Annotated in this window: 13 protein-coding genes; 5 read left to right on the top strand and 8 right to left on the bottom strand. The window is 48.1% G+C overall.

Features of this window, described 5'->3' with window-relative positions:
* Nucleotides 1-37: 37 nt before the first annotated feature.
* Genes surA through apaH form a run of 5 tightly spaced genes read left to right on the top strand, consistent with a single transcriptional unit; the run spans nucleotide 38 to nucleotide 4,368 of the window.
* Complete coding sequence (gene surA / locus QJR74_RS11995) at nucleotides 38-1,333, top strand: peptidylprolyl isomerase SurA (protein WP_304372067.1); 1,296 nt, start codon at nucleotides 38-40, stop codon at nucleotides 1,331-1,333.
* Nucleotides 1,326-2,318 carry a 4-hydroxythreonine-4-phosphate dehydrogenase PdxA gene (gene pdxA / locus QJR74_RS12000; protein ID WP_304372068.1) on the top strand — a complete coding sequence of 331 codons (993 nt, stop codon included), beginning with the start codon at nucleotides 1,326-1,328 and terminating at the stop codon, nucleotides 2,316-2,318. Before surA ends, pdxA begins: the two co-directional genes overlap by 8 nt.
* Nucleotides 2,311-3,138, top strand: coding sequence for a 16S rRNA (adenine(1518)-N(6)/adenine(1519)-N(6))-dimethyltransferase RsmA (gene rsmA / locus QJR74_RS12005; protein WP_304372069.1), 828 nt, complete (start codon nucleotides 2,311-2,313; stop codon nucleotides 3,136-3,138). The genes pdxA and rsmA overlap by 8 nt, the downstream gene beginning before the upstream one ends.
* On the top strand, nucleotides 3,138-3,515 hold the full coding sequence (gene apaG, locus QJR74_RS12010; protein WP_304372070.1) for a Co2+/Mg2+ efflux protein ApaG: 378 nt from the start codon (nucleotides 3,138-3,140) through the stop codon (nucleotides 3,513-3,515). The genes rsmA and apaG overlap by 1 nt, the downstream gene beginning before the upstream one ends.
* A gap of 25 nt (nucleotides 3,516-3,540) precedes the next feature.
* Complete coding sequence (gene apaH, locus QJR74_RS12015) at nucleotides 3,541-4,368, top strand: bis(5'-nucleosyl)-tetraphosphatase (symmetrical) ApaH (RefSeq protein WP_304372071.1); 828 nt, start codon at nucleotides 3,541-3,543, stop codon at nucleotides 4,366-4,368.
* A 12-nt stretch (nucleotides 4,369-4,380) separates the two neighbouring features.
* On the opposite strand, the gene folA is transcribed toward apaH, so the two are convergent.
* The 8 genes from folA to ileS form a co-directional block, all read right to left on the bottom strand.
* The gene (gene folA, locus QJR74_RS12020; RefSeq protein ID WP_304372072.1) at nucleotides 4,381-4,866 is read right to left on the bottom strand and encodes a type 3 dihydrofolate reductase; all 486 of its coding nucleotides are present in this window, start codon (nucleotides 4,864-4,866) and stop codon (nucleotides 4,381-4,383) included.
* A gap of 121 nt (nucleotides 4,867-4,987) precedes the next feature.
* Nucleotides 4,988-8,212: a carbamoyl-phosphate synthase large subunit gene (gene carB, locus QJR74_RS12025; protein WP_304372073.1), complete on the bottom strand. Its 3,225-nt coding sequence runs from the start codon at nucleotides 8,210-8,212 to the stop codon at nucleotides 4,988-4,990.
* A 14-nt stretch (nucleotides 8,213-8,226) separates the two neighbouring features.
* The gene (gene carA / locus QJR74_RS12030) at nucleotides 8,227-9,375 is read right to left on the bottom strand and encodes a glutamine-hydrolyzing carbamoyl-phosphate synthase small subunit (protein ID WP_304372074.1); all 1,149 of its coding nucleotides are present in this window, start codon (nucleotides 9,373-9,375) and stop codon (nucleotides 8,227-8,229) included.
* Nucleotides 9,376-9,829: 454 nt separating this feature from the next.
* Nucleotides 9,830-10,636, bottom strand: a complete 807-nt coding sequence (dapB, locus tag QJR74_RS12035) for a 4-hydroxy-tetrahydrodipicolinate reductase (protein ID WP_304372075.1) — start codon at nucleotides 10,634-10,636, stop codon at nucleotides 9,830-9,832.
* Between the two features lie 145 nt (nucleotides 10,637-10,781).
* Nucleotides 10,782-11,735: a 4-hydroxy-3-methylbut-2-enyl diphosphate reductase gene (ispH, locus tag QJR74_RS12040; RefSeq protein WP_304372076.1), complete on the bottom strand. Its 954-nt coding sequence runs from the start codon at nucleotides 11,733-11,735 to the stop codon at nucleotides 10,782-10,784.
* Nucleotides 11,716-12,189, bottom strand: a complete 474-nt coding sequence (gene fkpB, locus QJR74_RS12045; RefSeq protein ID WP_304372077.1) for an FKBP-type peptidyl-prolyl cis-trans isomerase — start codon at nucleotides 12,187-12,189, stop codon at nucleotides 11,716-11,718. The genes ispH and fkpB overlap by 20 nt, the downstream gene beginning before the upstream one ends.
* Nucleotides 12,186-12,695 (bottom strand): signal peptidase II, encoded by a 510-nt coding sequence (lspA, locus tag QJR74_RS12050; RefSeq protein ID WP_304372078.1) that lies wholly within the window; start codon nucleotides 12,693-12,695, stop codon nucleotides 12,186-12,188. The genes fkpB and lspA overlap by 4 nt, the downstream gene beginning before the upstream one ends.
* Nucleotides 12,695-15,511 (bottom strand): isoleucine--tRNA ligase, encoded by a 2,817-nt coding sequence (gene ileS, locus QJR74_RS12055; protein ID WP_304372079.1) that lies wholly within the window; start codon nucleotides 15,509-15,511, stop codon nucleotides 12,695-12,697. Before ileS ends, lspA begins: the two co-directional genes overlap by 1 nt.
* Nucleotides 15,512-15,517: the final 6 nt, after the last annotated feature.

The following is a 15,517-nucleotide window of genomic DNA, read 5'->3' on the forward strand; positions in this document are numbered from 1 at the left end:
GTAATTTCCGCATAGCGGTCTTAACGATGGAAAATGTATGAAGAATTGGAAACTCCTGATGCTCGGCGCTTTAATGGCGAATGCAAGTCATGCTATTGCCGCGCCTCAAGTCATCGATAAAGTTGCAGCCGTTGTCAACAATGGTGTAGTACTAGAAAGCGATGTTGATAACATGATGTCTTCGGTGAAGAGCCAAGCTCGTCAAGCAGGCCAACAACTGCCAGACGATGCTACGCTACGCCACCAGATTTTAGAGCGTCAGATCATGGATAGCATTATCATGCAACAAGGTCAGCGCGCAGGCGTAACGATTAGCGATCAAGAAGTTGATGAAGCGATTCAGAACATCGCTGCGCAGAACCATATGACGCTCGACCAACTGCGTAGTCGACTGGCCTACGATGGGATGAACTACGCTACTTATCGCACGCAAATCCGCCATGAAATGACGATCGCTGCGGTCAGAAATAATGAAGTACGTAGTCGTATCACTATTCTGCCGCAAGAAGTCGATACGTTAGCGAAGCAAGTCGCCGCACAAAACGTGCCAGGCACCGAAATGAATCTGAGCATGATCTTGCTTCCTCTTCCTGAGAATCCAACCCAGCAGCAAGTTGATGATGAAGAAGATCTGGCTAAAAAATTGATTGGTGAGCTACGCGGTGGTGCTGACTTCGGTAAAATGGCCGTCACCTATTCTGCTTCGCCTGAAGCACTAAAAGGCGGGAATATGGGTTGGGGGAAAATTGAAGAGCTTCCTTCCTTGTTCAGCCAAGCCTTAAGTACTGCACAAAAAGGGGATATCGTCGGTCCAATCCGTTCAGGTGTCGGCTTCCATATCATCAGAGTGAATGATATGCGGGGCGAGAGCAAAAATGTATCGGTCACCGAAGTGCATGCTCGCCATATCTTAGTAAAAACGTCACCTATCATGAACGACGACCAAGCACGGGCTAAGATTGAACAGATTGCTGCTGATATCCGCAGTGGAAAGACTACCTTTGCGAATGCGGCGCGTCAAAACTCTGATGACCCAGGTTCAGCGAACCAAGGTGGTGATTTAGGTTGGGCGTCTCCAACGATTTATGATCCTGCTTTCCGTGACGCGTTGATGCACTTATCACCCAATAAGCTAAGCCAACCCGTACGTTCATCTTTCGGCTGGCACCTCATCGAACTGCTGGGGACTCGCCAAGTGGATAAGACTGATGAGGCAGAGAAAGATAGAGCTTATCGTATTCTCTTCAATCGTAAGTTTGCGGAAGAAGCCCAAAGCTGGATGCAAGAAGAACGCGCCTCCGCTTATGTTAAAATCTTAGACTCTAATGGCTAATACCCCGCGTATTGCTATCACTCCCGGCGAACCCGCCGGGATTGGCCCTGACCTGATTGTGCAAATGGCACAACAGTCTTGGCCTGTCGAACTCGTTGTCTGTGCTGACCACGCGTTACTCATGCAACGTGCTGAAATACTCGGCTTACCCCTCACTTTGCAACCTTATCAACCTCATGAGCCCGCACGGCCTCAAGCGGCTGGTAGCTTAACGCTTTGCGCGATTCCCTTACCTGCTGCGACACAGCCTGGGCAACTCAATGCGGTTAATAGTGAGTATGTTTTGAACTCACTCGCGCGTGCTTGTGACGGGAATCTACAGGGCGAATTCGATGCGTTGGTAACAGGGCCGGTACATAAAGGCGTAATCAACGATGCGGGGATACCTTTTACCGGTCACACTGAATTTTTCGCTGAACGGTCACTGACGCCACGAGTCGTGATGATGCTAGCAACAGAAGAACTGCGCGTTGCCCTCGCTACGACACACCTCCCATTGAAAGATGTCGCTGCTGCGATTACTCAGCAAAGCTTACGCGAGGTCATCACTATCTTGCACGCTGACTTGTGCCGTAAATTTGGCCTAGCTACTCCCCATATTCTAGTCAGTGGGCTAAACCCTCATGCCGGCGAAAATGGTCATATGGGACGAGAAGAGATTGAAGTGATTGAACCGGTATTAGCGGAATTACGTCAACAAGGCATGAAATTAAGCGGCCCCCTTCCAGCCGATACACTATTTCAACCGAAATATTTGCAACAGGCGGATGCGGTATTGGCTATGTATCATGATCAAGGCCTACCAGTCCTAAAGTATCAAGGATTTGGCCGCGCCGTGAATATCACTCTCGGTTTACCTTTTATCCGGACTTCAGTCGATCATGGCACCGCCCTCGACTTAGCCGGGACACATCAGGCGGATACTGGCAGCTTTATCACTGCACTTCGCCTTGCTATCACTATGATTAAGAGTAGTAATGAATAATCGCGTACATCAGGGGCACTTTGCCCGTAAACGTTTTGGACAAAACTTCCTCAATGACAGCTATGTTATTGAGAGTATTGTTGCCGCTATCCATCCGACTAAACAAGACGCCATGGTCGAGATTGGCCCTGGCTTAGGCGCCCTAACCGAGCCTGTCGGCGAGCGCCTTGATGCGCTCACTGTTGTTGAGCTAGACCGTGATCTTGCCGCCCGTCTACAAACACACCCTTTTTTAGGGCCAAAGCTAACCATCTTTCAACAAGATGCGATGACCTTTAACTTCGGTGAACTCGCCGAGCAAAAGGGACAACCTTTACGAGTATTCGGTAACTTACCCTATAACATCTCAACGCCTTTGATGTTCCATCTTTTCAGCTTTACTAAAGCAATTAAAGATATGCATTTTATGCTGCAAAAAGAGGTGGTTAACCGTTTAGTCGCTGGCCCTGATAGCAAAGCCTATGGCCGCTTAACCGTTATGGCACAATACTATTGCCAAGTCATTCCGGTACTTGAAGTGCCTCCTCATGCCTTTACGCCGCCCCCAAAAGTGGATTCTGCTGTCGTACGCTTAGTTCCTCATCAACAATCACCTTATCCTGAGGTTGATGTGCGTGTATTAGGACGTATTACCTTAGAAGCATTTGGAAAACGCCGTAAAACATTGCGCAATAGCCTAGGCCATCTATTCTCCACCGAGGTCCTCGATGAACTTGGTATTAGCGGCACACTTCGTGCAGAAAATGTCACCGTTGCACAATATTGTCAGCTAGCACAATGGTTAACTGCGCACCCTCCCCAGCAAACTCGCGAGGAATAATGTCGGAAACTACCGCCCTATCGATTAGCGTAACCACTCATTATCTTCCGGCGCACTCGGCGCCGGATGCCAATCAGTACCAATTCGCCTACACTATTACTATAGAGAACCACAGCGATCAGCCGATGCAGCTGCTTGAACGTTATTGGCTAATTACTGACGGTAATAATAAAACCACTGAGGTGGAAGGCGAAGGCGTCATAGGTAAGCAGCCAAGGTTACAGGTAGGCGAGCGATTCCAATATACTAGCGGCGCAATGCTTGAAACCCCAGTGGGTACGATGCAAGGCCATTACCTGATGCGTAATGAGGATGGTAGTGAGTTCAACGCCCCCATCCCATTATTTCTCTTAGCCGTCGAGGGCGTCCTGCACTAAGCATCATATTTCTCAAAGGGTGATTATGAGTACCTATTTAATCGGTGATATACACGGCTGCTACCAAGAATTCTGCCAATTATTGGAGCAAGTTGCTTTTGATCCGGCTCAGGATGAACTCTGGCTGACGGGTGACTTAGTTGCTCGTGGCCCAGATTCGTTGAAGGTTCTACGAAAGGTTAAATCTCTCGGTGATTCAGTACGGCTGGTACTGGGTAATCACGACCTTCATCTACTGGCAGTCTATGCTGGTGTGAGCAAAAATAAGTCTAAAGATCGCCTACAACCCCTCCTTGAAGCTAAGGATTGCGACGAGTTAATTAACTGGTTGCGCCGCCAGCCATTACTGCAAATCGATCACAAAAAGCAGCTGATCATGGCACATGCGGGAATTACGCCGCAGTGGGATTTAGACACCGCTCAGCGTTGTGCAGCGGATATTGAGGCAGTGTTAGCGAGTGATAGTTACCCACTCTTACTGGATGCCATGTATGGAGACATGCCGAATAATTGGTCTGAAAACCTCAGCGGCTTGGCACGTTTGCGTTTTAGTACTAACGCCTTAACGCGGATGCGCTACTGTTTTCCTGGCGGTCAGTTGGATATGATCTGTAAAGAGAAACCTGAAGAGGCGACCCCCCCATTAAGACCTTGGTTCGATATTCCGCGGCAATTATCCGAGGACTTTACCATTGTATTTGGGCATTGGGCGTCACTTGAAGGGAAAGGCACTCCGAGTAATGTTATTGGTCTCGATACCGGCTGTTGCTGGGGAGGCGCATTAACGATGCTACGCTGGGAGGATGGCCGCTATTTTCATCAGCCTTCTGCACAGCAGAAAGCCGATGAATAAACCTGTCAGCGGTTAAGCACGACGTTCTAAAATTTCAAAACAGAGGCCATAGTGATTGGCCTCGTCTGCATCCCGAAATTCGCTGAAAACCGACTCCCACTGGTCAGGATCATACTCAGGGAATTGAGTATCCCCTTCAATCTCAGCGTCCACATGGGTCAAGTACAGTTTTTGTGCCTGAGGCAATAGCTGCTGATAGAGATTCCCCCCACCAATAACCATAATTTCTTCTGCCTCCGCGGCACTCGCAATTGCCTCTTCGATAGAGGTTACCCAAAAAATATTTTCTTGGGCAGGTTGCGCCTGACGACTGATTACAATGTTTTTTCGGCCCGGAAGCGGCCGACCAATCGACTCAAACGTTTTGCGCCCCATAATAATAGGCTTACCCAGAGTTTGCTGTTTAAACCAAGCGAAGTCGGCGGGAAGATGCCAAGGCATTTGATTTTCATTACCGATAATACGGTCAGTTGCCATCGCGGCAATAAGGCTTAACATAGTCGCACTCTCTGCATAAAAGACGCGCAATAATACGAGAAGGCGTGAAGATAGTCGAGAGGAAGTAATAGGAAAAATCAGGTAAAAAAACGGCCTCATTACGAGGCCGTTATCATAGGGCTTAAGCTTTTAGCTCAGCATGCATTTCTTGCACTGAGATAACACGCTCCGTAGGATCAGCATTCAGTGCCATCGCCGTAGCGAATCCACCATTCATCGTGGTGTCGTAGTGCACTTTGTACTGTAATGCGCTGCGGCGAATTAAGCGTGAATCTTCGATAGCCTGACGTCCGGCGGTAGTGTTAACGATATAAGCGTACTCACCATTTTTCAGACGGTCTTGGATATGCGGACGACCTTCATGTACCTTATTCACAAGGCGAGGGTTAATACCCGCTTCACCCAAGACAACTGCGGTACCGTGTGTCGCATCCAACTCAAAGCCGAATTTCACTAATTTTGCCGCTAAATCGACAACACGTTTTTTATCCCCTTCACGTACCGAAAGTAAGGCACGACCTTGCTTTTTCATGGTGGCTTGCGCACCCAGCATGGCTTTTGAGAAGGCTTCAGCAAAGGTACGTCCAACACCCATCACTTCCCCGGTAGAGCGCATTTCTGGCCCTAGAATTGGGTCAACGCCTTGGAATTTATTGAAGGGAAGTACCACTTCTTTTACCGAGTAATAAGGAGGAATAACCTCTTCAGTCACGCCTTGTTCTGCCAGGGTTTTCCCAGCCATCACACGCGCTGCAACTTTCGCTAGCGGTACGCCTGTCGCTTTCGAGACAAAAGGAACAGTACGTGCGGCGCGCGGGTTAACCTCAATGAGATAAACTTCGTTATTTTTAACCGCGAATTGAACATTCATCAAACCTCGAACATTAAGTTCGAAGGCCAGTTGTTCAACTTGCTTACGCATAACGTCTTGGATCTCTTTGCTAAGCGTATAAGCTGGCAAAGAACATGCTGAGTCACCGGAGTGAACCCCAGCTTGCTCGATGTGCTCCATAATACCGCCAATTAGCACGCGTTCGCCGTCACAAATCGCATCAACGTCGACTTCAACCGCATCATCCAAGAAGCGGTCAAGTAAAACAGGCGCATCGTTCGACACCGATACTGCCGTTTGGAAGTAGCGCTTGAGGTCTTGCTCGTCGTAAACAATTTCCATCGCACGACCACCGAGGACGTAAGAAGGACGAACCACTAGTGGATAGCCAAGACTCGCCGCGCGCTCAACAGCTTGCTCGAGTGCAGTCACTGTCGCATTTGCTGGTTGCTTTAACGCTAGACGGTCAACCGCTTGTTGGAAACGCTCACGGTCTTCCGCTCGGTCAATGGCGTCAGGACTAGTACCAATCACCGGCACACCAGCCGCTTCTAAAGCTCGTGCCAATTTGAGTGGCGTTTGCCCACCATACTGTACGATAACCCCTTTCGGTTTTTCGATGCGGACGATTTCTAATACGTCTTCGAAAGTTACCGGTTCAAAGTAGAGACGGTCAGACGTGTCGTAATCTGTGGACACCGTTTCAGGGTTACAGTTGACCATAATCGTTTGGTAGCCGTCTTCACGTAATGCTAGCGCCGCGTGTACACAGCAGTAGTCAAACTCGATCCCTTGACCGATACGGTTCGGGCCACCACCTAAAATCATGATCTTTTCACGATCGCTGTCTGGCTGTGCTTCACACTCTTCTTCATAAGTGGAATACATATACGCCGTATCTGTCGCAAACTCAGCCGCACAGGTATCGACACGCTTATAAACAGGATAGAGATTGTATTGTTGACGTAACTTACGAATTTCCGCTTCGGCGACACCGGTTAAGGTCGCTAAGCGTGCATCAGCAAATCCTTTACGCTTAAGTTGACGTAAGAAGTCAGCGGTAAGAATTTGAACGCCGCCACGAGTAACCTGTGCTTCAAGGCGTACCAGCTCTTCAATTTGTACCAAGAACCAACGGTCAATGTTGGTTAGGTTAAACACGCCTTCAACCGACATACCGTGACGGAACGCATCGGCAACGTACCAGATACGGTCTGCACCGGCATCTTTCAGTTCGCGGCGGATTTTGGTTAAGGCTTCAACGTCATCAGCATCCACTTTCGGGTCAAAGCCAGTCGCTCCAACTTCAAGTCCACGTAATGCCTTTTGCATGGATTCTTGTAGGGTACGGCCTATCGCCATCACTTCGCCAACAGATTTCATTTGCGTTGTCAGACGGTCATTCGTTCCTGCAAATTTCTCGAAGTTGAAGCGAGGAATTTTGGTAACAACGTAGTCGATAGAGGGTTCGAAAGATGCCGGAGTTTGTCCACCGGTAATATCATTCATTAACTCATCTAAGGTGTAGCCGACCGCCAGTTTGGCCGCAATTTTTGCAATCGGGAAGCCGGTTGCTTTAGAGGCCAACGCAGAGGAGCGCGACACGCGTGGGTTCATTTCAATGATGATCAAGCGACCATTTTCAGGATTAACTGAGAATTGAACGTTGGAGCCACCCGTTTCCACACCAATCTCACGTAATACCGCCATCGAGGCGTTACGCATGATTTGATACTCTTTGTCGGTTAGCGTCTGGGCTGGCGCAACAGTGATCGAGTCACCAGTATGGATCCCCATAGCGTCGAAGTTTTCAATCGAACAGACAATGATGCAGTTATCGTTTTTATCACGTACCACTTCCATTTCATATTCTTTCCAACCAATTAGCGATTCATCAATCAGTAATTCATTGGTCGGTGAAAGATCTAAGCCACGCTCACAGATCTCTTCAAACTCTTCACGGTTATAGGCAATCCCGCCTCCCGTACCGCCCATAGTGAATGAAGGACGGATGATACAAGGAAAGCCAACCTCTTCAGCGACCGCTAAGGCCTCTTCCATGGTGTGTGCGATTCCGGAACGTGCGGTGTCTAAACCGATTTTTTTCATCGCCTTATCAAAACGCTGGCGGTCCTCGGCTTTATCGATCGCGTCTGCCGTCGCCCCAATCATGGTGACGCCAAACTCTTCAAGGACACCTTGACGTTCAAGCTCTAATGCACAGTTCAGTGCCGTCTGACCGCCCATAGTCGGTAATACGGCATCCGGACGCTCTTTTTCAATAATTTTTCTCACGACTTGCCAGTTGATCGGCTCAATGTAAGTCGCATCGGCCATCTCTGGGTCAGTCATGATGGTCGCCGGGTTGGAGTTAACCAAAATAACCCGATAACCTTCTTCACGTAACGCTTTACAAGCTTGCGCACCCGAGTAGTCGAATTCACAGGCTTGACCGATAACAATCGGGCCAGCACCTAAGATCAGGATAGATTTGAGGTCAGTACGTTTTGGCATTGCTTCTCTCCTGATTACGCTTTAGCGCCGCGGTAAGCATTGATAAGTTCAATAAAGTGGTCGAATAACGGTGCTGCATCATGCGGGCCTGGGCTCGCTTCTGGGTGACCTTGGAAGCTGAAAGCTGGCTTATCAGTACGATGAATACCTTGCACGGTATGGTCGAACAGTGAACGGTGGGTCACTCGTAAGCACTCTGGCAGTTGCTGATCGTCCACCGCAAATCCGTGGTTTTGTGCAGTTATCATAACAACGTTATTGTCGAAGTCTTTTACTGGGTGGTTACCACCGTGGTGGCCCAACTTCATTTTTACCGTTTTCGCACCACTCGCTAATGCCAGCAGTTGATGCCCTAAGCAGATACCAAACACGGGAACGTCTGTATTAAGAAACGCTTGGATGGCGCTGATCGCATAGTCACAAGGCTCTGGATCCCCTGGGCCGTTAGACAGGAAAATCCCATCGGGATTTAGGGCCAGGACTTCTTCTGCTGAGGTCTGTGCCGGTACGACGGTCAGCTTACAGCCACGGTCCACTAGCATACGTAAGATATTATGTTTCGCTCCGAAATCGTAAGCGACAACATGCCAAGGCAGCTCGGACTCATCACGCGCATCTGGGAGCTCATTTTCCAGTGTCCAACTTCCCTGCTTCCACGAGTAGCGTTCAGAAGTGGTGACCTCTTTTGCTAAATCCATCCCCTTTAGACCTGGGAACGCTTTCGCTTTTTCTAGCGCCAGGGCAACATCTGGGTTATCCCCTGCAACGATGCAGCCATTTTGTGCACCTTTTTCGCGAAGAAGACGGGTCAGCTTACGGGTATCGATATCCGCAATCGCTACAATATTGTGTTGTGTTAAGTAGGACGATAAATCGCTGGTGCTGCGATAGTTACTGGCAATCAGAGGTAGGTCACGAATAACCAAACCTTGCGCATGAACGGAAGAAGCTTCTGCATCGGCTGGGTTAGTACCGACATTACCAATATGAGGATAAGTGAGAGTGACGATTTGGCGGGAGTAGGAAGGATCAGTAAGGATTTCTTGATAACCGGTCATTGATGTATTGAAAACGACCTCTCCGACTGCCGATCCCAATGCGCCGATCGCCCGGCCGTGAAACTCGGTTCCGTCTTCCAGAACCAAAATTGCTGACTTAGTCAAAACTTCCTCCAGGGAATAAATAGTCACTGTTCATGCATATTAATTCAATCAGTACGAGTAAATCAATGCAAAAATGCCTGCCTATCTGGATTTTGGCAAATTGGCGGCATTCTAATGATCCCTAGGGCTGATGTCTATACTGAAGAGTAATTAATTTATTTTTTTTACGCCTTTCATCGCAATTCACCGCCCTTCACGATAAAAAGAGATCTTATCTAGTCTAAAAAAACGTTTGCTGAGAAAGAATTAGACGAAAAAATACGGCAATCACCTTGAAAGGTTACAAAACAACCAGAAAGGTAGAAAAAGTGGACCATTTGGTAAAATAAAAAACAGGAAAAACAGATAAATAACCGACAAAATAAAATAAATTACGATCATTTTTTAAAATCGGCATTCTTTAAAAAAAACACCGATATATCAGAGAGATGAAATTAATTATTTTTAATTTATATTAGAATCCTAACACATCTTTCATTGAGTAAAGACGTGGTTTCTTACCACTTAACCATAATGAAGCTTTTACTGCCCCTTTTGCAAAGGTCATTCGACTGGAAGCCTTGTGGGTTATCTCTATTCGCTCACCGATATCCGCAAAAATAGCCGTGTGCTCGCCAACGATATCTCCTGCTCTAATCGTTGAAAAACCAATAGTACCTGCCTTTCTTTCGCCGGTAATTCCCTCTCTCGCATAAACGGCATGCTCATCCAGCGACCAATCCATCGCCGTCGCAATCGCTTCACCCATTGCCAACGCCGTACCGGAAGGAGCGTCGACTTTGTGGCGGTGATGTGCTTCGACGATTTCAATATCGGTGTAGTCTCCCATCACCTTAGCAGCCTGATCCAATAGGTTCAGCATAAGGTTGACGCCGACGCTGAAGTTAGCAGCGAAGACGACAGGGATTGCTTGACCCGCTTCAGCGATCTGTTGCTTACCTGCCTCATCAAATCCTGTGGTGCCAATAACGATTGATTTCTGATGCTGACGGCAAAGTTTTAAGAGATCGAGGGTCAGTTCCGGGCGAGTAAAATCGATCAAAACGTCAAAATCGTCGATGACCTGATGAATATCATCAGCGACTGCGATACCCAATGAGCCGACACCGACTAACTCGCCGGCATCACATCCTTTCAGTGATGAGCCTTGGCGCACAATTACTGCACCCAGTTGAACAGAATCATCGGCGTGAACCGCTTCGATTAATTGTTTCCCCATGCGGCCAGATGCGCCGATGATAGCAATACGTGTTGCAGCCATAACAAAAACCCTATCTCTATTATTTTCTCTCCTCAGCATAACGGGCCTACTAGGCTAACTCCAGCGTAAATTAGCCATGAAAGAGATATTTAGGCCAAAAAAAACCAGCTCTGAGGGAGCTGGTTTCGATCGCGAAGGACGCGCATTAAGTCACTTCTTTTACTGGAACTCGAAGCTCTTTAGGGACTTCAAAGAATATATTCTCTTCTCTTCCCGAAAGCTCGATTGCCGGTTCACCACCATGCTCCATCAGGCGTGTAATGACCTGTTGGACCAGAATATCAGGAGCAGATGCCCCCGCCGTGACGCCCACACAGCTAATGTTCTCTAACCACTGCGGATCAATATCATCGGCGCTATCGATAAGTCGAGCGAGTCTACCTGCGCGTTGTGCTAACTCAGCCAACCGGTTAGAGTTTGAAGAATTTTTAGAACCGACAACTAATACCACGTCAGCCTCATCTGCCAACTGCCGAACGGCCTCTTGGCGATTGGTCGTGGCATAACAGATATCATCTTTGCGTGGCCCAATAATCAGAGGGAAACGTTGACGTAGGGCGTCAATCACATCCGAGGTATCATCCACCGATAAGGTCGTTTGAGTCATAAAGCAGAGGTTAGCTTCATTTTTAACCGTCAGTTTCCAAACATCGTCAGGTGACTCTACCAAATACATTCCCCCTTCCGAGTTACTGTATTGTCCCATGGTGCCTTCCACCTCAGGATGCCCAGCGTGACCAATTAAAATCGCTTCGGTCCCTTTGCGGCTAGCTCTAGCCACTTCCATATGTACCTTAGTTACCAACGGACAGGTTGCGTCAAATAGCATAGTCAGTTGGCGGGCTTTCGCTTCAGCCCGTACCGCTTGCGAAACGCCGTGCGCAGAGAAAATGAGAATGGCACCATCTGGTACCTCGCTGATCTCCTCAATAAAGATCGCACCGCGTTCACGCAACCCTTCTACGACATAACGGTTATGAACGACTTCGTGACGCACATAGATCGGAGCACCATACATTTCTAAGGCGCGTTCAACAATACTGATCGCCCTATCAACGCCAGCACAGAATCCACGTGGATTAGCCAGTAAGATTTTCATTCTGTTCCTCCATCACGGGATTGATATCAATAATCTCAATATCAAAGGTGATGTCTTGACCTGCTAACGGATGATTAAAGTCGACGGTAACCGAATCACCGGAAATCTCACGCACGATACCTGGCATCTCGCTACCATCGATCGCGCTAAAGAGCATAATGGTCCCGACTTCTGGTTCACCCGCTTCCATAAAGGATTGTCGTGAAAAGTATTGCACCAGATCAGGATTACTCTCGCCAAACGCATCTTCTGCCGCTAAGTTAAATTTATGTTGGCACCCCACTGATAACCCAAGTAATTCAGCCTCTAACTTTGGAGAAAGAGACTGATCACCTAAGGTGAGTAGAGCCGGTTTTTTGTTCGCTTTGGTCGATTCCGCTACTGACCCATCAGATAGGGTAAGCACGAGTTCCACCACTACGCGACTGTCCGCCGTAACGATACGCTCACTCATGATTTATCCTCAGCTGAATCGGCCTGCGGCTTAGGCAGGAAACCTTCTAGCACGATCAGTGCGGCCCCCACACAGATACCGCAGTCGGCGATGTTAAAGGTCGCGAAATGCCAATCGCCAATATAGAAGTCGATAAAATCGACAACAAAACCGTGCCATGCACGGTCAAAAAGGTTCCCTAGCGCTCCACCGATAATCATTGCGTAAGCAATATTAGCCAGTTTTTGTTCAGCACGGCTACGATACATCATTAGCAGTAAGGAGACAGCAATTGCGACGGCAATGGCCGCGAACATCCAACGCTGCCAACCGCCCTTATCCGCTAGAAAGCTAAATGCTGCACCATAGTTATGCGCATAAAAGAGGTTAAAGAACGGTATCAGAGCACGGGACTCATGAAGTTGCATCGAGGTCATCACCCAGTATTTACTGGATAAATCAACGACGATAACCAGTACCATCACCCATAACCAACGTAGCCCAGTCGAACATAAAGATTTTTTCATTAGGCAAACTTACGCTCTTCACCGTTTCCTGCCACATTGCTATAGCAGCGGCCACAAATTTGTGCCTGTTCAGGGTTCGCACCAATATCATTGCTGTAGTGCCAGCAGCGTGGGCATTTCTCGCCCTGCGCTTTACCAAGCAGAATACGGAGCCCTTTAACTTGTTCGCTCTGAACCGCTTCATCTGAGGCTGCTGCGAGATCAGCAACTTGTGCTTCCGAAGTTAGCAATACAAAGCGTAACTCATTACCTAAGGCGTGTAGGCGTGCAGCCAATTCAGATTCAGCAAAGAGGGTAACAGAGGCTTCTAAGGCTCCCCCCACTTTTTTATCTGAACGTGCTTGTTCGATAACCTTGTTCACTTCGCTACGGACTTTCAACAACTGATCCCAGTAGGCGTCGTTCATCGGCTCATCATTGGCTAAGCCAAATAATCCTTGGTACCACTCTTCAGTAAAGACATATTTTTCACGCTCACCTGCTAAGTGTCCCCAGATTTCGTCAGCCGTAAAGGAGAGTATAGGTGCCATCCAACGAACCAGCGCTTCAACGATATGCCATAGCGCGGTTTGGCAGCTACGACGAGCGAGACCATCAGCCTTAGCGGTATATTGACGATCTTTAATAATATCGAGATAGAACGATCCCATTTCTACTGAGCAGAAATGCATTAACCGTTGTACCACTTCATGGAAATCATATTTCTCATAAGAAGCAATGATATCTTGTTGTGCCGCTAACGCACGGCCGACTGCCCAACGATCCACGACCACCATCTCTTCCGGGGCAACCTTGTCCGTTTCTGGGTTAAAACCGGTTAAGTTAGCCAATAAGAAGCGCGCCGTATTACGAATACGACGATACGCATCCGCCGAGCGTTTTAGGATTTCGTCAGAAACCGCCATCTCACCAGAATAGTCAGTAGAGGCGACCCATAAACGCAGGATATCCGCGCCGAGTTTATCCATAACATCTTGTGGACTTACCGTGTTACCAATTGATTTAGACATCTTTCTGCCTTGCCCATCGACGGTGAAACCATGGGTCAAGACCTGACGGTAAGGCGCTTTCGATTTAATTGCGGTGGAGATCATCAGCGATGACATAAACCAGCCACGGTGCTGATCTGAACCTTCTAAATAAATGTCAGCGCTGTGCCCGTTGAATTCAGGGCGCACATCGACAACGCTACAGCTGGTCGATCCTGAATCGAACCAAACATCCAGAGTATCAGGCACTTTCTCGTAGTCGTCCGCATCGCTACCGAGTAGGTCGGCACTATCTAGATCCCACCATGCTTGAATACCGTCTTGTTCAACACGTAAGGCCACTTTTTCCATTAACGCTAAGGTGTCTGGATGGATTGCCCCCGTCTGCTTATGGATAAACAGTGACATCGGCACGCCCCACGTTCTTTGACGTGAAATACACCAGTCAGGGCGATTCTCTACCATAGATTCTATACGCGCTTGGCCCCAATCTGGGATCCACTGTACCCCTTTGATCTCTTTTAAGGATTGCGCGCGCAGTCCTTTCTGATCCATGCTGATAAACCATTGTGGCGTTGCACGGAAAATAACCGGTGTTTTATGGCGCCAGCAGTGTGGATAGCTGTGGTGAAGATTTTCCAGATGCAGTAACGCACCCTTTTCACGCAGAATATCGATCACTAATGGGTTAGCTTTAAACACATTGATGCCGTCCAGACCTGGGTAGGTACCCGGTAGATAGCAGCCGTCACCGCCAACAGGGTTAACCGTCTCAATCCCATATTTTTGACCGATCACGTAGTCTTCTGGACCGTGTCCGGGTGCGGTATGTACAGCACCGGTACCGGCATCTAGCGTAACGTGGTCACCTAATAACACTGGGACATCCAAGGTAAGGAATGGGTGTTGGAAACGCTGGTTCTCTAATACCTCACCTTGGCATTCGCCTAATACTTGCCAGCTTTCTGCCCCAATTTTAGCCATCACCGTATCAACTAAATCTTTCGCTAAAATGATACGTTGGCCATTAACCTCAAGTAGCTGATAAGTAAATTCAGCATTTAATGAGATGGCACGGTTAGAAGGTAAAGTCCAAGGTGTCGTGGTCCAGATAACGAGTGAAATCGCTTGGCCATCGGCTACTGTACCAAATTTTGCTGCAACCGCGTCCGCATCTACCGCGTTAAACATCACATCGATAGAGGGTGAAGTTTTATCGTAATACTCAACTTCGGCTTCTGCTAACGCTGAACGGCAATCTAAACACCATTGAACAGGTTTAGCCCCTTTATGAAGGTGGCCATTACCAATGATTTTCGCTAACGCGCGAATGATATTGGCTTCTGTTTTGAAATCCATCGTCAGGTAAGGGCGATCCCAGTCACCGAGAACACCTAAGCGAATAAAGTCTTTCTTTTGTCCCTCGACTTGCTCAGCAGCATAATCACGACATGCTTGACGAAATTCCGCTGCAGTCACTTTTTCGCCTGGTTTACCGATCATTTGTTCAACTTTGTGCTCGATCGGTAGACCATGACAATCCCAGCCTGGAACGTAAGGCGCATCGAAGCCCGCCATACCGCGAGATTTCACGATAATATCTTTAAGGATTTTATTAACTGAGTGACCAATATGGATATTACCATTTGCATACGGAGGGCCGTCGTGCAGAATAAATGTCTTTTTCCCTTTCTTCGCTGCGCGAATGGTCGCGTAAAGATCATCTGCGTACCAACGCTTAAGCATGTCTGGTTCTCTTTTTGCTAAATCGCCACGCATTGGAAAACCTGTTTCAGGAAGATTCAGGGTTGATTTATAGTCACTCATTAGATT

Origin of the sequence: Tatumella ptyseos (assembly GCF_030552895.1) — a bacterium.
Lineage (GTDB): Bacteria > Pseudomonadota > Gammaproteobacteria > Enterobacterales > Enterobacteriaceae > Rosenbergiella > Rosenbergiella ptyseos_A.